Here is an 18125-nt window from a genome sequence, read left to right as displayed (position 1 = left end):
CTTCATCACTGGAGATGTATCCCGCCATGTTTCACCACTCTATGAGACAGTTGATTTGTCTCACAATTCTCTCTCTCTGTTTGTTTGTTCCGCTCTCGAACGACGAAGCCGGGGCAGCGGACCGGCCGAACATTCTTTTCATCTTCACTGATGACCACGCATCTCATTCGATCAGCGCGTATGGGTCCGTCATCAACAAGACTCCCCATTTGGATCGCATTTCCAATGAAGGAATGCTGTTCGAAAACTGCTTTTGTACGAACGGGATCTGCGGTCCGAGTCGGGCTGTCATTCAAACTGGAAAGTACAGCCACATTAACGGGTTCCTGACAAATGGAAATAAGTTCGACGGAACACAGCAGACGTTTCCCAAGTTACTCAAAAAATCAGGATATGAAACAGCGGTTATTGGAAAGTGGCACCTTGGCGAACACATGCCTCCTCAGGGTTACAGCTACTCGGAAGTCCTCATTGGTCAAGGCCCCTATTATAATCCCCCAATGCTGCGAGACGAAGACGGAAGCGGAGATCCGGAGCGTGTCAAATACACTGGATACACAACGGATATCATCACCGATCTTGCTTTGGAATGGCTCCAGAATCAGAGAGACGAGTCGAAGCCGTTCATGCTGATGTATCAACATAAGGCGCCGCATCGTGAATGGGCTCCTGGTCCAGACTATTTGCACATGTACGACGATGTCGAAATTCCTGAGCCATCAAACCTCTTTGACGACTATTCCACACGAGGCAGGGCAGCGCATGAACAGGACATGACCATCGAAAAAACGATGACCGCCCGTGACCTGAAACTCGTCCCACCACCGTATCTGAACGAAGAACAACTGGAAGTGTGGAATGCCGCTTACGACCCCAAGAACGAAGCGTTCCGAAAGGCGAACCTCCAGGGCGAAGATCTTGTTCGTTGGAAGTATCAGCGATACATCAAAGACTATCTTCGCTGTATTGCATCCGTCGACGACAACATTGGCCGCGTTCTCGACTGGCTGGACGAGTCGGGACTGGCCGATAACACTGTGGTCATCTACAGCTCAGATCAGGGATTTTATCTTGGAGATCATGGCTGGTTCGATAAGCGTTTCATGTACGAAGAGTCCTACCGTCAGCCGCTGATGGTCCGCTGGCCAGGCAAGGTCAAGCCGGGATCTCGAGACAAGCATCTTGTTTCCAATGTCGACTTCGCCGAAACATTTCTTGACATCGCTGGTGTCGAAGTTCCGGACGATATGCAGGGCAGAAGCCTTGTTCCGTTGCTCGAAGGTGAGTCACCAGAGGATTGGAGAAAGTCGCACTACTATCATTATTACGAATTCCAGAACGATCGCCGGACCGCACATATGGTTCGTCGCCATTGCGGAGTCCGAACAGGTCGCTACAAACTCATCCACTTCTACAACATTGATGAATGGGAATTTTACGATCTGGAGAAAGATCCGTCGGAAATGACGAACATCTATTCCGAACCTCAGTACGCAGAGAAGATTGCCGAGCTGAAAATGGAAGTCACACGTTTGCAGTCAGAACTTGAAGTTCCCGACGACACCGGATCTGTCGAAGCCAATCCTCCGTCTTTGCAACCCAGAACCAACCAGCAGCAACGGTCTCCGAACCAACGCCAACGAAATCGTCAGCAGAACAAAAACTGATCCTTCTGAGTGGAGTGGGTGTCGATCGAACGTCAAGATCGACACCCGTGACTCAGGCGTGACTCAGGATCGTTCAAGCTGTTTTGCATCCTGATAAAGAGCTTCCATTTCTGTCAGAGTGGCATCACGAATCGTTTTCTTTTGTTCCGCCAAACCTTTTTCAATATGTTGAAAACGGCCCGCGAACTTTCGATTCGATCGGCGTAATGCTTCTTCGGGATTGATGTCCCATCGTCGAGCAAGATTCGCGATCACGAAGAGAACGTCGCCGATTTCACCTTCGATCCGGTCCCGTCGTTCGGAGTCTTCGACGGGCTCATCCGGAACAGGTTCCATGTCGACCGCAGCTGGAATGTCGGGAACATCGCCGTCTGGATACAGTTCGGCGATCAGTTCGTCCACTTCTTCTCGCAGCTTGTCCAACAGCATCGCTCGATGCGGAAAGTCGTAGCCGACGCGTGCAGCTTTCTTTTGAATGCGCGCAGCTTTCGCAAGGGCAGGCAAGTCGACCGGAATGCCGTCGAGCGCCGACGTTCGCTCATTCTTCTCTTGGGATTTCTGACGCTCCCAGTGAACACGGACATCTTCCGCTGACTCCGCCTGAGCATCTGCAAATACGTGAGGATGCCGGTGAATCATCTTCTTCGTGATGGATTCGACGACTTCAATAATCCCGAATCGTCCTTCGTCGGCGGCAATCTGAGCATCGAGCACGACCTGAAGGAGAACATCACCCAATTCTTCCTGAATGGCTTCGTTGTCGTCGGAATCAATCGCTTCCAGAAGTTCGTATGTCTCTTCGAGCGTGTAGGGCTTGATGGAACTCAGAGTCTGGACTCGATCCCAGGGACACCCCTCCGGCGAACGCAGCTTCGCGATCACGCGACACAATTCAACGAACGCTTCTCCCGCTTCTTTCTCAGACGGAGGCGTTCCGGGTGGGGGATTGGACGGCATAAATTCTCAATCGTTTCAAGGAAAAGTTTTGGATTCGAACCTTGGGCCGCATCGCGACCGGAGTGTCAATGTCGTTGAGCGCATGCTGCTTTCACGTGAGCATCGGCTTCATCCGTCGTGTTTGCTCTCTCGCCCACTTGTATTGCGGCATCGTCATGTTGTCTCAGCAATTTCCGGAACTCGTTTCTCTTCCTGAGTGCCATATTTGCCCCGGCGCATCGCCTCTGAAGAGTTCGATGGCTTTGATCTCGATCAACCTGCAGTTGGTTGTAAACGAGTTCGATGAGCTTCGCCCCGGCTTCGGACTTCGTCATCGGCGAGAACATCGATCGGCGAATAATTCGGATGGCGAGACGTCTTGTAGGGATCGTTTGATTTTGTGTTAAAGCAACAGATGAGGGCCCAACGAGGATTCTCGCTCGTGTTGCGGTCAGATCGGTGCAAGAGATTCGCATGAAAGAAAACCGCTGAGCCGGCCTTCAGTTCGACAGGCACAGTCTCGAAGCGTTCTTTCGCAACCGCCACTCGCTCAAGGTCAGCACCGGTCTGATCTCCAATCGGTCCATGGTCAATTCGTCCGATGCGATGGGAGCCACGCAACACCTGAAGACATCCGTTTTCCACAGTGGCATCATCAATGGCGATCAGGCAACTTCCCATGTCCGGAAGCAGGCAACCGTTGTTGTACCAGTACCCGTAATCCTGATGCCATTCCCATGCTCCTCCAACACGAGGCTCTTTCAAAATGAGCTTATGGTGATAGTGGTAAACTTCATCGCCCAGAAACTCGTTCATCCGCGACACGATTCGATTGGATCGTGCGATTGCCGAGTAATAGTCGTCCGTCAACTCATTTCGCACGGCAAGTGTCACAACTGCACCGGTTCCATCTTCGCGTCCGTATGCAGACTCAGAAAGCTTTTGGTCCATCCGAGCGACTTCAGAGAGCAGGGAAACTTCCTCAGGCGTGAATAGCTGAGGAACGACAACAAAACCATCGCTCAAGAACTTCTGCTTTTCGCTTTCAAATACAGTCATCTCTCGTTGTCCCAATGTTGTCAGATTCACAGTCATGTTGAACAATGGTGTCGACTTTCCATGAGGCGGGCAAGAAGAACGTCCGCACAGAAATGATTTTCCCGATGAACAACACACAACCTTCACCAAAATCTTCGATTCCCATCGGCATTGCAATTGTGCACCACGAGAACAGAATTCTTGTCGGGAAACGCTCTGCAGCCTCTCACTTGGCCGGACTGAGTGAGTTTCCGGGCGGAAAAGCAGCGCCGGAGGAATCACTCGCTGCTTGTGCGATTCGTGAATGCTTCGAAGAAACGGGGCTTCGAATCGACGTCGACTCCCTTCTTCATCGCCACACGCATCAGTATGCCGATCGAAGCGTCGATCTGTCGTTCTTTCTTTGCCGACTGCATGATCCTGACGGTATGCCTTCTCCCGTTGCTCCTTTCGAATGGGTCTCCCTCGTCGACCTCAACGAGTTGACGTTTCCTGAAGGAAATCAACAGGTCCTGCAAATCCTTCAGGATCGAATGCGTCCTCGCGAAGTCGATCGCATGGCATGAACGCTGTCAGAAAACTGTTCGAAGCGGTCGTTGCAGATTCTAACGATCCGCCCACTCAAAGACGGCGACAACTCAATGGCCCGATTGGCCTTCTGACGATTCAGAACTCGCCGGTCGGTTGGCTTCGAAGTCCCACTGACGATTCTTCGCGTCAAGCTCCGTCTCCTGCCCGAGGTCACCTTGAGAGACCATCCAGCGATGTAGCGCCTCAGAGAGTTCTTCCTGAATCGCTTCGTGCTCTTTCTCTCCTGCCAGATTCGTCAGGTTCCACGGATCATTCTCGCAATCGTAGAGTTCTTCTCGCGGCCGAACTTGATACCGCATCATGAGTGTTTCTGCGTCTTCGTTTCCGCTTCGAGCTTCCGCTTTCCAGGACTTCCACCATTTCGTTCGCAGAACAGAATTCTGAAACATTGCCTCCGGCGTCAAGTTAAGGATGTACCGCATCCCCTTTCCGCGAACTGAACGAATTCCGTAATACTCAGAGCCGTGATAGATACCTCGAGTTGTCTGAAGCGAGAAGGTGAAGTCTTTGTGACGTTCCGTTTCCCCTCGCAGCACGGGAAGAAAGGATCGTCCGTCCAACTCTTTCTCCGTTCCCGTCGCTTCGAGCCCTGTCGCTTCAAGCAAGGTCGGAACGACATCAACGTACTCCACCATCGCGTCCGTCACCGAACCGGCACTCACGTGCTGTGGCCAACGAACAATCAATCCACTTTGAACCCCCGCGTCGTAGCAGGTCCATTTTGCAAAGGGAAACGAATTCCCTTGTTCGCTGAGAACCATCACAAGAGTCGATTCAGCCGCCCCGGACTTTTCCAGCAAATCCAAAGTGCGACCAACCTGTGAGTCAAAATAAGTGATCTCGGCCAGATATTTTTGAAACTGCCGACGTGTTTCCGGAGTATCGACGTAGTGCGGAGGCAGCACAATTTGACCGATCGGATAAGCGGAGGGATCGCCAAGCGTGTACGGCGTGTGAGGTTCAGTCGAGCAGATGAACAGTCCGAATGGTGCTCCCGATTCGCTGCATTCACTCAGAAACTCTTCAACCGCCTCAAAGTCAGGATTTCGTTCCCTTCGAGTTCCTTCGGGATCTTCAGAGAATTCGAAAGGAAAATTCTCCAACGGATGGATATGACGCTTCCCGCTCAACGCAACTCGGTATCCCCCATTCGTCAGATAGTGCGCGATACTTTTGACGTCAGGTTTGACGAAAGTGTGATTGGGATAGGCACCAGACTTCACGGGATACAACCCCGTATACAAACAATGGCGGGTCGGCGAGCACATCGGAGCAGCCTGAAAACATCTCCGAAATGTCATTCCCTCGGCGGCCAACTTGTCGAGATTCGGAGTCTGTGCATGCCCGCCATAGACTCCAAGGTCTGACCAGGTACAGTCGTCCGCCAAAATGACAACAACATTCGTATGCGTGTCAGAGGCCTCAACCATCAATCCGCAGCCCCAGACACAAACCGCGACGGCAAGCGAGACCATTCCGCGACAGGCACTCATCGGAAGTTTCGGCATCGTCAGACATTCCTGCATGAATTCAGTGTTGAAACCATTTTTTCGAACGGGGCTTCCCGTCGTTTCTTCAGCTACCTGAACGAAAAACTCAAGATTCCGTCGGAGTGAGCCCACACGCAGGGACTTCGTCCTTAACGTTCCCCTCACAGGCGTGATTCGAGTCATTCCACGAACTCGTTGAATTCTGAAACGAGACGGTTGTGACCCGCACACATCAGCCTAGAATACAGCTGCTAGCTTGATAACGCTTGTCACGAAAAAAAGAAAATGGAGTCTAAAATGGCATACTCTCTACCTGATCTCCCCTACGCATACGATGCCCTCGAACCAAATTTCGATGCGCGGACGATGGAAATCCATCACACCAAGCACCACGCTGCATACATTTCGAAAGCCAACGCTGCTCTCGAAGGTCATGACGATCTCGCATCGAAGTCCATCGAAGATTTGATGAGCGACCTCGCGAGCGTTCCCGAATCGATCCGTGGAGCTATCCGAAACAATGGCGGTGGACACGCCAACCACTCACTGTTCTGGACCGTTCTCAGCCCAAATGGCGGAGGAGCTCCAAGCGGCGAACTGGCAGATGCGATCAACGCAAAATTCGGAAGCTTTGACAACTTCAAAACCGAATTCGCCAACGCAGCAGCGACACGCTTCGGAAGCGGTTGGGCCTGGCTGTCAGTGGACGGGGGAAATCTCGTCGTTGAGAGCACACCGAATCAGGACACTCCCCTTTCAGAAGGCCGAACACCGATCCTCGGTCTGGACGTCTGGGAACACGCCTACTACCTGCACTACCAAAACCGTCGTCCCGACTACATTTCAGCATTCTGGAATGTTGTCAACTGGGAAGAAGTGGCCAAGCGCTTTGCAGCTGCAAAGTAGTCACACCCCGCACTCATCGAGTGTTCAGCCCGGTTTCACTGAAGCCGGGCTGTTTTCTTCCCAACGTTCTCTTCAACTCTCGATTGAGATCAAACTGCGCAATTGTCGAATCACAATTCGCAGCCCAGAATCAGTAACGTGCTCATTTTCAACTGAGCGATATCGGTGAATAAGATGATTCAACGATCAATGACTGCTGAAGACTTCTCTCTTCATCGCTGGGAACTTCCCGACGCGGGCCAATGGGCGGAACTGGTTCGCGGTGTTCCCATCTCTCTTCAACCCCCAGATCCGGAACACGGCACAATTGTCCTGAATCTCTCGAAGGTCTTCTCAGCCTACGTCCACGCCGAAATGAACGGATACCCCTGTTTCGACCTCGGTTTGCATGTCGAATCCGCACCCGACACCGTTCTCCATCCAGCGGTCAGCTACTTCACATCCGGGGAACGGTTTAGTGAATCTGACAAAGACTACACAGACTCTGTTCCAACACTCGTCGTTGAATTGGCCACCAGCAACGATCGACGATCGAATATCAACGAGCGAATCGCACTCTATCATCGTTGCGGAGTCTCGACTGTGTGGGTCGTCGATCCAGACAACAAGACGGTTCACATCCTTCGTAGAGCTGGCTCAGGTGCAACAAGACTCACCGAATTCGAAACGCTTCACGGCGCCCCCGATCTGAAGAAATTCCAAATGAACGTCGGGGACCTCTTTCGTGAACCCGACTGGGCTTGAAACGCTTACGTCTCTGTTTCCCGAAAATTCGAACTCTTGCAAGCCTGATCCATCGGCATCAACGAGTTGAGGAGAGAGAGCCAAGAAATTCTGAAGCGGCTGAAGACTTCTTCGCACCCAAGTCGTTTCAAGCACTCTGGTTTCGCATTCGGAAGCAGCGGAATCCCTTGACGATCTCCCTTCGCCAGCTACCATGATCAAAGGAACTTCGTTTCTAGTTTGCTGCAGATTGCGCGAGCAGAAGTAGCATTCATTTACCGAAGCGAGTTGAAGCGAGTTCTTTCAAACCATGAAAATGGTTGAAGCTCGACCAAAGCAGGGGGCGATCGGATTCGACTGGTTCTCTGATGGTGTCGGTCGCGTGTCGTGGTTGATCAGCAGGCCACGTAAAAAGCTGATCAAACAATAACTGCAACTCCTAATCGATTTGCAATGGTTGCCTAATTAGGCTTCCCCGGTTGCGACATCCTTGCCTGAGGAGGTCAAAAACCGGTCAAAAAATCAGGCTGGCTTCAAGTCATCGGTCGCTACGCTTGAAGTAAGATTCGTTGCAACCTGGCCAGCCAGAGGCTTTGTCGTTCGAGCCAAAGGCGGTGAGATATAATCAAGCGACTACACACGTAGAAGCTGCACCTTACGGCTCACAGGACGCGGGTTCAATTCCCGCCGCCTCCACTTTGATAGCCGCTTGTGATTCTATCGCAAGCGGCTGTTTTTTTGGTTGGATGGAGATTCTGCTGTCTTAGTAGAAGACATTCGGATTGGGCGAATGTACGAAACTTGGGATCGTCCGAATCCGGAGTTCGATTCGAGGCATAGCAATGGGCCAATGGAATGGGCAGTTGCGAGAGACTGGCAAGCTTCGATGGGCAGGGGGCGGCTGGAAATGGCTTCGATGGGGGATCAGCAGCGGCGGAAGCTCTTTCCAGGAAGCGACAAGTGTCGAAGTCATTTCCGACAGTCATCAATGCGATTAAGCTGGTTGGCGCATTGTAGGAGACATCAGGGCAAGCTGGTTCTCAATCACCATTGTGTTGAACGGAAACAGCAAGGGGTGGTCAAGGAATGTATTCAGAGAAGCCCGCTCGCCATCAACACTCCAACCAGGATGATGACGACTCCAGAAAGCAGAAGGAACGTATGCACCTTGTCCCTCCAAAGGATTTTTGAACGTGCCACAAACATCCGGTAGATGAAGAAGTCGCTCTTCAACCAAGCACTCACCACGAAGAAGAGACCAATAACCACCATGACCAGCCCCCACATTTCAGCGTTCATTGGCTTCTCCCAACCTCATTTCTTGCTTAACCGGCATTTGACATATCAGATAACAAGCGCGACGCAGAGTGCTGAGCTGCATCGAACAATGTGTTTCCAAGAGAGTTCATCTGTCACACAGTATGCCAAATAGACGTTGCCCGACATCGCAGCTTCGGTCAAGTGATCTGCAAGGATTACGAAGAACGAGTGGCTGCCGGTTTCTTCATCGCTACGATCGTAGATTGGAAGGCATGCGATCCATTCGATTGGACGGCGGAGCAATTTCTCAAAGCGTTTTCGATAAGACTTCACCAGTGGGGGGAGAGTTGCTTCAGGGTGCATCGGGTTGAGGGGGTGTTGATTCTCGTGCCATGGTGATCAACATGACATCTGGAAGTTTGCTGCAGTTGAGGTGTCGGAGCATGTTGATGAGCTGGGCTGTGGTGTATTGGGCGTGAGTGCAAATGTGCAGCAGCACATCTGAGCGGCGAGTTGCGAACCTCTTCCCTTGCCCGGAACTGGTGCTGATTTTGTAGACGAGATCATTAAGCGAATCATCGGTGACTGTGTCGAGGTAGTCATTCCACCGCTGATCGAGTTCTTTCCAGCGACTCATCAATTCTGTGTGTGTTGAGATGGGGTTCACACCGTTTTGATTTCCCGGGAGCTGGTTGGAGATGTCACCAGGAAAAACAGGTGAGTCGTTTCCCAACAAGGCTTCAAGCCAAACGTACTCTCCTGCCTGCAAGTGAGTCAGAGTTTTCCAAACCGTCCCTTGCCCGATCGGGAATGGGGTGTGCAGCTGGTCTTTGGTCAGAGAACCCGTTGATTTGAGAATTCTGTGATTGGACCACATGCGGTGTCGGTGTAAGCGGACAAGGAATTCACCGGATGACATGGCAAGCCGACCTGAATCTAAGCTGTCGAAATTTATTGAATGTCCCAGTCGACACGACAAAGCGAGGAGCGGTTCAGTCAGATGCTGAAATTTTCGATCATGGCGGTTCAGATCGATGAATTCGGGACGATTGCACAGGATAGAGCAGCGTGGACGATGCGTTTTCATCGAAGACCGGCCAGCATGCTTAGCGAATGTTGCGAACACTGTGGCTTATTGCGGCAATGCGATGACTTCTTTCTACGCTGAACGGTTTTCGTCAACTCTCCATTTTGCTCGAAGGGTTTCAACTCTCCTACCGTCTTCCCACCGACAAATTCTCGTTCATTCATGGGGATCCAGTGGGTTGGAAGCGTCTCCATACGCTGATTTTGAAGCCGTATCAACCAGCTAAGCCGCCCCGCTTCGTCCCTTACAAGCCTGCCCAGCCAGCCAAGATTGTGATGGCGAAAGCGAGAAGGCAGTTATCTTAATCCATATCAAAATTCGCCCGATGGTTTCCGCAATCTTTGCATTGGAAAACATAGAGGCAAACGCTGTCGCTTTCACTCGATACCCCTTCCCAGACCCAAGGATAAGACCTTGCGTCGTCGGTCATCATCTGGTCAAACTTGTTCTTAGCCTCCGCTTTCCCCAGCGAAGCGGCAACTGACTTCCATTCACCGATGTAGGTCATTGGCTTCTTACAACAAAACAACCAAACCTCCCCCTGCCACGTAACGAAAGTCGGCGTTCGTAGAAGTTCAAATAGATGTTCTTGGGGAAGAAGCACTCCGATCCATTCACCGTCTGGATCGGTCGTGACGGTTTCAAACTCGGATGTTTGTAGACCGGGGACTCCATGAGTCCTGCCCTCGATGGCTTGCTCCCATGAAACCATCCCAAACTCGGTATCTTTGGTGATTGCTCCCTTCCCTTCACGCAGACATGAATAGCAGATGTGAACGCCGTCATCATTTGAAGGGGTGGAGAACTTGATCTCGTTGCCGCACGAACGACAGGGCGTGTCTTGCCGGTCGTTCGCGTCCAGTCCGTTCAATACATCGCACTTCGGGCAAGAGACCATCAAGGCACATCCAATGTTCAGGATGAAGTAAGGCTGATCGTGATTTCCGCAGACTCCGCAGGTGGTTTTTCCAGCGTAATCACTGGCTTCCTTGATAGGGGCTTCATAAAGGGGAAACGGAATGCCAAGTTGAGCGAAGGTTTCCATGGCTTCTTCCTGTTACACTGCGAAAAAGGGGCGGACTGGATTATACTTCGATTTCGTCGCTGTTTTCTCGTAGATTAGCCACCTACTCAATCGCGCCAAATAGAAGTTGCCCGACTTGGCCGCTTCGGTCAAGTGATCTGGCATTTGTACGAACAACCTGATGTTTTCTGCACGGCAAGGTGCATTCAATACTTTGAAGTCATGAACTGGCTTGGCAAGGTACGGTTCGGCGGGAGTTGTTCGAGTGGCGGAGAGGAGTGTTGGCCAACGGTGGATGAGCCATTTTGTGGGGGCGAAACGGGAAGAGCTGGATGTGCTTCTTGAACGTCGTCAAACCGTTGCCGATGAGCGTGGTGTTCCGCGTGTCCTTTTTGATTGGTTGTTCAGGGTAGAGATGAGTGTTCAGAAAGGTGGAGGCCGGGGCGCGGAATTGTTGGTTTGGAATTTCGGGTCCCGGCTCCTGGTAGGCGGAGTTTGAAAGTTGGGGGCGAATAGGTTTGGCTTCTGTGAATCGCATGAAGTCTTTTAATTGACGTTCGAAAAGTAGTTATTCGCAGCGGCGATTCCGGCGCCTGCGGTGAATTGATAGCCGGAAGATTGAAGGCAGTTTTCGAGAGCGGCCAGGAACAGGAGGACGTTGCTTGTTGTCGAAGCAGCTCCCATTAGACCGATTCGCCATGTCTTGCCGGCCATCGGTCCCAGACCTCCACCGATTTCAATTCCGAACTCATTCAGCAAGCGACCTCGGACGGTCTTGTCGTCGACTCCTTCGGGAATGAGGACGGCATTGAGCATTGGGAGACGAATTGATTCGTCGACAGCGTATTTCAGGCCGAGTGCTTCGAGGCCGGCTCTGAGTCCCAGATGGTTTTGGTGATGCCTTTCGAAACGCGCCTCGAGACTTTCGTCGAGTGCTTCGCGAAGAGCGGTGTGGAGCGCGTAGTTCATGTTGATGGGAGCAGTGTGATGGTAGGCACGTGATTGACCGCTCCAGTAATTGCGGACCATCGACATGTCCAGGTACCAGCTTGCCACTTTTGAGCTTCGCGCATCCATTGCTTCGACCGCACGCTTGCTGAACGTCACAGGTGCAAGTCCGGGCGGGCAGCTGAGGCACTTCTGAGTTCCGGAATAGGCTGCGTCGACATTCCACTCGTCGATTTCGACGGGGATTCCGCCGAGAGAAGTGACGCAATCGATCAACAGCATGGCACCTTGATCATGCACAGCTTTCGAGATTTCCGGAATGGGCTGACAGGCTCCGGTGGATGTTTCGGCGTGAACAAGTCCGACGAGTTTCGGTTGAAACTCTCGGACAGCTTCGGCCACTTTTTCGGTGCTGAAGACTTCTCCGAACGAACGTTCGATCGTGCGAACTTCCGCACCGTAGCGTGTGGCGACGTCCGCCATTCGTCCGCCGAATACGCCGTTGACCCCGATCAGCACGCGGTCTCCCGGTTCGACAAGATTCACGATGCAGGTTTCCATTCCGGCACTGCCTGTTCCGCTCACCGCAAGCGTCAGGCTGTTTTCTGTCTGGAAGAGTTCGCGAAGCATTTGCTGAACTTCGTCCATCAGATTCAAGAAGTATGGATCGAGATGCCCGACTGTCGGTGCACCGAGAGCGGCCAGAACGCTCGGGGAGACATCACTTGGCCCAGGCCCCATAAGAACACGACGAGGAGGGCAAACAGGGCTATTGGGTCGCTCTACCATGATGATGTCCTGACTAAAATTGCGAAGCGTCGCCCGATGAACGTTGAACAACACTGCTGATCTCGGAACCGAAATCTGAAGGCGATTCCGGCGCATTGAATGAACAGACGATTCCGTGGAATATCAATATGTTGGCTGAATACTACGGACGTGACAGTGTATTGAATCGGAAGAAACTTGTCAGCGATTCACTCTCTGAAATCTGAGGAATGAATCGCAGGTACAGTTCGTTCAGGAATCAGAATTGCACTCAAGTGAAATGAGTGATTCACGCACAGACAATAGAATGCTTCGCAACCAAAGTGGTCCCCGGTAACTTCGACATCAAAGGAGGAAATCCATGAACAGTCGCGAAGCGTTAAGAATCTCTATGGAGACGGGGGAACTGGTTGCTCTGACTTACCTCGAGGGTCTGACTGATGACGAGATGATGTTGCGGCCAGCGACGGGAGCGAATCACATCAACTGGCAGTTCGGACATTTGATTCTCTCAGAACACAAGTTCATGATGCAGATCGACGCCGAATCCGTTCCCGATCTTCCTGACGGATTTGAAATGATGTATGCCCGGGAAACGATCTCGATCGACGATCCTGAGAGGTTCCTCAAGAAAGCTGAGTTGCTGGAGGTGTACCGCGCGCAGCGAACAGCCTCGAAGCAGATTCTCGACAGGATGACGGACGATGAACTCGATCAAAAAACTGGTATCGATTATGCCCCGAATTTCGGCGCCCTGTTTTCGATGTTGGGAAGTCACCAGTTGATGCATGCTGGTCAATGGGCAGTCGTGAGGAGACAACTCGGTCGCATTCCATTGATCTAGCTGCTTCGCGTCCTGCTGCCAGCGAAATGTTTGACAATCTGCATCAGTCGTTGAAGTATGGAGAAAGCAGAGGCTCGTTTCGCGTCACGTTGGCTCCTTCAGAGAGTCCGAACTTCGAATTCGTCTGCAAACACTGGGAGCGCGGCAATGAATATTTTGATGCTGACGAATGTTTACACCCCTCAGATTGGAGGAGTGACGCGAAGCATTGAGCAATTTGCTGAGGGATATCGACAGCAGGGACACGACGTTCTCATCGTCGCACCGGATTACGAGGAAAATCCCGATCCAGATCCCGGAGTCGTTCGCGTCCCCGCGATTCCCAACTTCTACGAAGGACGCTATTCCCTCCCCATTCCAGTGATGCCGTTGTTGATCCCGCAATTGCGTCCATTTCAGCCGGACATCATTCACGCTCACCATCCGTTTCTTTTGGGGAGCACGGCTCAGTCGTTAGCAATCGAATTCCGCACTCCGTTGGTCTATACCCATCACACTCGCTACTCCGTTTACATCGAAGAGAAAACCGACTGGCCGCATTCGGTGGAAGAAGCGATCGGCGAGCTGATCACCGGATTCTGTGAGCTTGTCGATCAGATCATCGTGCCGAGTTCGGGAATCCAGGAACTCCTCGGCAAGAGAGGAATTCGGACGAACATGGAAGTCGTTCCAACAGGAGTGGACATTCGGAAGTTTGACACTGCCGATGGTGCCCGTTTTCGAGAAGAGTTTCAGATCGATCCTGAGAAGCTGATCGTCGGCCACGTGGGACGTTTGTCTGTGGAGAAGAACTGTCGTTTTCTGACCGAAGTCCTCTGCGATTTTCTGAAGACGACTGATTCCGCAGATGTGTTGATTGTCGGAGATGGCCCTGAGCGAGAACCAATGGAGAAAGCCTTCGCCAACCGCGGATTGAGCGAACGTGTCGTGATGACTGGATTTCTCACGGGGCAAGAACTGGTCGATGCTTACGCTGCGATGGATGTTTTTCCGTTTGCGTCTCATTCAGAAACGCAGGGAATGGTCCTCGGGGAAGCGATGGCTGCCGGCACTCCTGTCGTTGCGATCGCAGCGACGGGAGTGAACGACATCGTGAGTGATCAGCAGAATGGATTCCTGGTCCCGAGTGAAGATCTCGATCTCTTTTGTGCCCAACTTCAGCACTTCGCCAAGCTGAATTCGGACGAACGCGAGAAGCTGGAACAAGCAGCGATCGAAACTGCGCGCGAATTTTCCCAACAGCAATGCGTTGAGAAGATGCTGTCTCTTTACGAGTCTCTCGTCAATTCTGATCAGCATACCGACAGATCCTCCGGGTCTCCGTGGGGGCACATGCAAGAGAAGTGGGATTCCACCTGGAAGCGCTGGCGAAATCGGTCTCGGGCGGTCGCGACTCTCGCACGAGAAGCAATGGCGGGAACGTCGCAGCCGGATTCATCCCCGGACGCAACTGATTCTCACTCCTGATCGGTGTCGTCACTAAAACGGCTTCGAGATGCTTTGATTCTCATGAGCGACGAAGCAGAACGGTTGCATATTTGCATCAGCTTGGGATGATGCGACGCAAGGTCTGTTTTTTGTGCTCATCATGAACTGAAAGCCTGCCAGTGCTCAAGTTACGTGTGTCCGATTTAAGGAATTGTCGTCCCCGTTTGCAGATTTCTCGCGTGTTGACAGTCTGCTGTACCCTCGCTGGTCTTGCTATTCTCGGGTGTTCAACCGATCCACAAGCTGCCATCGACAACTACCCCAATAAGACAATCACGATTGTTTGCCCCTGGTCGGCCGGAGGCGGGACGGATCAGTGCTCGCGGTTCTGGGCCGACCAGCTTCACCAGCGGTTGGAGACTCCTGTTGTGGTGATGAACCGTGAAGGAGGAAGCGGAGCGATTGGCCACTCTGCTGTCGCGCGTGCTCGACCGGATGGCTATACGCTGGGCGCGATTACCGTTGAGCTGAGCATGATGAAGCAGATGGGGATCAGTGACCTCACGTTTCGTGACTATGATCCCTTACTTCAATACAACGCTGACTCCGCAGCTTTAGTGGTCCGTTCTGATGCGCCCTGGAAGACAGCCGAAGAATTCCTGGAAGAAGTCCGCACTGGTGACACTCCGTTGAAGATGTCTGGGACCGCAAGCGGAGGCATCTGGGATCTGGCTCGCGTGGGAATGCTTCATGCAGCAGGAATTGACCCGGACCGGGTGACATGGGTTCCTTCCAAGGGATCTGCTCCCGCTCGGACGCAACTTCTCGGCGGTCATATCGATGCGGTCGTCGTCAGCGTTCCCGAAGCGAAGCCACAAATCGATGCTGGCGAATTGCGATTGCTCGCAGTGATGGATGACGAACGCCATGTTGACTTTCCTGAGGTCCCCACACTGAAGGAACTCGGCATCGACTGGTCGGCCGTCGGCTGGCGCGGTCTCGCACTCCCAAAAGAAACGCCTCCGGAGATCTCGGCAAAACTTCTGGCTCAAGCGGAAGAAATTGCAGCCTCTGAAGAGTTCCTCGAATTCATGAAGCTCAACGGTTTCGCTGTGAAAGTTCGTGGACCGGAAGAATTCAAAGAGTTTCTGACCGAACAGGAAGCACTCTGGACACCTGTCATTGAGATGGCTGGATATCATAAGTGACTGAAACGAACACCCCCGCCCACTCCCCCCCGCCACCTGACGATCCCACCCCTGAATCGGTCGGCTTTTCGGAATTCACTGGAACGCTCAGCTACGGCGTGTTTCTCTGTATTCTGGGGGCCTCGGCGATTTACTTCGCCAAAGACTTTCGAGCAATTGCCCTGAGCCAATCCGATCCCGGCCCGCGAGCGATTCCGGTCGCCTGTGGAGTCATCATGATCATTGGTGGTCTGTGGCAATTTGCTGTTGCATGGCGCAAACGACAACAAAGTCAAACCGACCGCGATCAACTTCCAGTCCCTTCAGAATTGTCGGTCGATGAAACGAAACAACGTCGCCGGGGAAACCTGCGGGCGCTTGTCACTCTCGGACTGTTGATCGGGTACGTGATCCTTCTGCCGACGTTTGGATTTATCGTTGCAACGATCGTGTTTGGGATTCTTGTCCTGAAGAACTTTGGCAGCCCGTGGAGCGAAGCAGTCATCGCGACCGCATCCATCAGCGCTGTGGTCTATGTCCTGTTTGTGAATCTATTTCAAGTCATGCTTCCCCAAGCAATTCAACAGTTGCAGTTCTTTTAAGTTCCTCCTTCTGCCCTCCGAAGAGTTGCTCTCAACATGAGCGAATTGCTACAGCTATCGGTTCTGTTACCCTGGATTCTGGCGATGTTGCTCGGCATTTTTGTCGGCGCAACTCCTGGATTGACCGCGACGATGGCTGTCGCGCTGATTGTTCCGATCAGTTATCACATGAGTGCGACGGCCGGGCTGGCGATGATCATCGGAGTCAGCTTCACTGCGATCTTTGCCGGGGATATCCCCGCGACATGGCTTCGAATTCCCGGGACTCCTGCCTCAGCCGCAGCAACGCTGGATGGGTTTCAGCTAGCACGGAAGAGGCGGGGCAACTTCGCGCTCATGATCGACTTGCTCTGCAGTTCGATCGGCGGGATCATTGGCGTCGCGACACTGATTGTGATTGCGCCGCAACTCGCTAAATTCGCATTGAAATTCGGTGACTATGAGTACTTCTGGCTCGGTGTCTTCGGGCTTTCGATGAGTGCGATGGTGACGATGGGGCAAACGTCCAAGGGACTGATGGCAGCTGTCATTGGAGTGTTGATCTCAACAGTCGGACAGGACGTGGTGAGCAATGCGCATCGCTATACCTTTGACAACATCGATGCTCTGGCCGGGTTGCATTTTATTCCTGTGATGATTGGTTTGTTCGGCGTCGCAGAAGTGCTTCGAAATGTGCAGGGCGAACAAACCCTCGGCTCAAGTTCCGGAACCGGGGAACGAACATCCTTCCTGTCGACGATTCCTGAGATCTGGAAGAGAAAGTGGCTGGTGGTCAAATCCGCGTTGTTAGGGACCATCATCGGTGCACTTCCGGGGGCGGGAGCTGACGTCGCTGCCTGGGGAGCTTACGGTCTGGCGAAAACGACCTCCAAAGATTCAGAGAAATTCGGAACAGGAGCTGTCGACGGTGTTGTTGCTCCGACGAGTGCCAACAACGCTGCAGTCGCTGGGGCGTGGATTCCGGCACTCGTCTTCGGAGTTCCGGGCGATGCTGTTACCGCGATCGTTCTGGGAGTGCTGATGGTTCACGGGATTCGCCCCGGTCCAATGCTCTTCGAAGAAGGAGGCGCCCAAATTCAGTCCATCTTTTCTGTCGCGCTGATCACGCAAGTGCTTTTGATTCCCTGTGGGTGGCTGGGGATCCGGGCATTCGGTCTCATTCAGATGCTGCCACGCAGAGTGGTCCTGGCAGCGGTCCTGGTCTTTTCGACGGTGGGAGCTTATGCGATCAACAACAGCATGTTCGATGTTGGTGTCATGGTCGCCTTCGGTATCGTCGGCTTCTTTCTGGAAGCATGTCTCGTTCCGGTCGTCCCTCTGATTCTGGGACTGATCCTTGGACCGTTGGTTGAAGAAAAACTCCGCGCTGGTTTGATTGCCAGCTCGGGAGACTTCACACCATTCTTGACTCGTCCGATCTGCGTTTGCTTGATCGCACTCCTCGTGCTGGCCTTTGCTGGAAAACCCGCACTGCGACTTCTTCAGCGACGCAAGAGTGAGTCTTAACAGCCCGGACTCGAATGCAAGTTTCGATAGAGTGACGGATGCGTTCGCAGACTCGGAGTTGTTCTCGTGCAATCCGACTCGAGTTGCGCAAATGAAGCCTGCGAAACGCTCTACCAAAAA

Annotated in this window: 17 protein-coding genes and 1 other RNA gene; 11 read left to right on the top strand and 7 right to left on the bottom strand. The window is 52.6% G+C overall.

The genetic code is table 11. The features are described from left to right. The first annotated feature begins 26 nt into the window (after positions 1-26). A complete protein-coding gene (locus KOR42_RS01395; protein ID WP_231740579.1) occupies positions 27-1667 on the top strand; it encodes a sulfatase family protein in 1641 nt (546 codons plus the stop codon). Between the two features lie 63 nt (positions 1668-1730). Here KOR42_RS01395 and mazG read toward each other — a convergent pair whose 3' ends face one another. Both mazG and KOR42_RS01385 read right to left on the bottom strand, forming a co-directional pair. Next, the gene (mazG, locus tag KOR42_RS01390) at positions 1731-2624 is read right to left on the bottom strand and encodes a nucleoside triphosphate pyrophosphohydrolase (protein WP_146506835.1); all 894 of its coding nucleotides are present in this window, start codon (positions 2622-2624) and stop codon (positions 1731-1733) included. Between the two features lie 252 nt (positions 2625-2876). After that, positions 2877-3662 carry a phytanoyl-CoA dioxygenase family protein gene (locus KOR42_RS01385; RefSeq protein ID WP_146506834.1) on the bottom strand — a complete coding sequence of 262 codons (786 nt, stop codon included), beginning with the start codon at positions 3660-3662 and terminating at the stop codon, positions 2877-2879. Positions 3663-3766: 104 nt separating this feature from the next. Here KOR42_RS01385 and KOR42_RS01380 point away from each other — a divergent pair, with 104 nt between their 5' ends. Continuing rightward, positions 3767-4207: a (deoxy)nucleoside triphosphate pyrophosphohydrolase gene (locus KOR42_RS01380; protein ID WP_197440766.1), complete on the top strand. Its 441-nt coding sequence runs from the start codon at positions 3767-3769 to the stop codon at positions 4205-4207. A 72-nt stretch (positions 4208-4279) separates the two neighbouring features. Here the strand turns inward: KOR42_RS01380 and KOR42_RS01375 are convergent, their stop codons facing one another. Then, on the bottom strand, positions 4280-5740 hold the full coding sequence (locus KOR42_RS01375; RefSeq protein WP_146506832.1) for a sulfatase family protein: 1461 nt from the start codon (positions 5738-5740) through the stop codon (positions 4280-4282). Between the two features lie 279 nt (positions 5741-6019). Between KOR42_RS01375 and KOR42_RS01370 the strand changes: the two genes are divergently transcribed. The 4 genes from KOR42_RS01370 to KOR42_RS26390 all read left to right on the top strand — a co-directional run bounded on the left by KOR42_RS01370 (position 6020) and on the right by KOR42_RS26390 (position 8349). Continuing rightward, positions 6020-6628: a superoxide dismutase gene (locus tag KOR42_RS01370; protein ID WP_146506831.1), complete on the top strand. Its 609-nt coding sequence runs from the start codon at positions 6020-6022 to the stop codon at positions 6626-6628. 174 nt (positions 6629-6802) lie between these two features. Beyond that, positions 6803-7372, top strand: coding sequence for a Uma2 family endonuclease (locus KOR42_RS01365; protein WP_146506830.1), 570 nt, complete (start codon positions 6803-6805; stop codon positions 7370-7372). A 318-nt stretch (positions 7373-7690) separates the two neighbouring features. After that, positions 7691-8050, top strand: a transfer-messenger RNA (tmRNA) gene (gene ssrA / locus KOR42_RS01360). Positions 8051-8193: 143 nt separating this feature from the next. Next, positions 8194-8349, top strand: a complete 156-nt coding sequence (locus tag KOR42_RS26390; RefSeq protein ID WP_197440765.1) for a hypothetical protein — start codon at positions 8194-8196, stop codon at positions 8347-8349. A 94-nt stretch (positions 8350-8443) separates the two neighbouring features. On the opposite strand, the gene KOR42_RS01355 is transcribed toward KOR42_RS26390, so the two are convergent. The 4 genes from KOR42_RS01355 to KOR42_RS01340 form a co-directional block, all read right to left on the bottom strand. Next, positions 8444-8650 carry a hypothetical protein gene (locus KOR42_RS01355; RefSeq protein ID WP_146506829.1) on the bottom strand — a complete coding sequence of 69 codons (207 nt, stop codon included), beginning with the start codon at positions 8648-8650 and terminating at the stop codon, positions 8444-8446. A 313-nt stretch (positions 8651-8963) separates the two neighbouring features. Further along, positions 8964-9530 (bottom strand): DinB family protein, encoded by a 567-nt coding sequence (locus KOR42_RS01350; protein ID WP_146506828.1) that lies wholly within the window; start codon positions 9528-9530, stop codon positions 8964-8966. A gap of 469 nt (positions 9531-9999) precedes the next feature. Further along, a complete protein-coding gene (locus KOR42_RS01345) occupies positions 10000-10743 on the bottom strand; it encodes a CbrC family protein (protein WP_146506827.1) in 744 nt (247 codons plus the stop codon). Between the two features lie 525 nt (positions 10744-11268). After that, positions 11269-12459 carry a pyridoxal-phosphate-dependent aminotransferase family protein gene (locus KOR42_RS01340; RefSeq protein WP_197440764.1) on the bottom strand — a complete coding sequence of 397 codons (1191 nt, stop codon included), beginning with the start codon at positions 12457-12459 and terminating at the stop codon, positions 11269-11271. Between the two features lie 340 nt (positions 12460-12799). Between KOR42_RS01340 and KOR42_RS01335 the strand changes: the two genes are divergently transcribed. The 5 genes from KOR42_RS01335 to KOR42_RS01315 all read left to right on the top strand — a co-directional run bounded on the left by KOR42_RS01335 (position 12800) and on the right by KOR42_RS01315 (position 18005). Further along, positions 12800-13282, top strand: coding sequence for a DinB family protein (locus KOR42_RS01335; RefSeq protein ID WP_146506826.1), 483 nt, complete (start codon positions 12800-12802; stop codon positions 13280-13282). Between the two features lie 147 nt (positions 13283-13429). Continuing rightward, positions 13430-14749: a glycosyltransferase gene (locus KOR42_RS01330; protein ID WP_197440763.1), complete on the top strand. Its 1320-nt coding sequence runs from the start codon at positions 13430-13432 to the stop codon at positions 14747-14749. A 200-nt stretch (positions 14750-14949) separates the two neighbouring features. Then, on the top strand, positions 14950-15918 hold the full coding sequence (locus tag KOR42_RS01325; RefSeq protein WP_231740575.1) for a tripartite tricarboxylate transporter substrate binding protein: 969 nt from the start codon (positions 14950-14952) through the stop codon (positions 15916-15918). Continuing rightward, positions 15915-16499, top strand: coding sequence for a tripartite tricarboxylate transporter TctB family protein (locus KOR42_RS01320; RefSeq protein ID WP_146506824.1), 585 nt, complete (start codon positions 15915-15917; stop codon positions 16497-16499). Before KOR42_RS01325 ends, KOR42_RS01320 begins: the two co-directional genes overlap by 4 nt. A 36-nt stretch (positions 16500-16535) precedes the next feature. Then, the gene (locus KOR42_RS01315; protein ID WP_146506823.1) at positions 16536-18005 is read left to right on the top strand and encodes a tripartite tricarboxylate transporter permease; all 1470 of its coding nucleotides are present in this window, start codon (positions 16536-16538) and stop codon (positions 18003-18005) included. Positions 18006-18125: the final 120 nt, after the last annotated feature.

Source organism: Thalassoglobus neptunius (assembly GCF_007859735.1).
In the GTDB taxonomy this organism is placed as follows: Bacteria; Planctomycetota; Planctomycetia; order Planctomycetales; family Planctomycetaceae; genus Thalassoglobus; species Thalassoglobus neptunius.
Note: the sequence above shows the minus strand (reverse complement) of the source record. Positions and strands in the feature narration are given on the sequence as shown.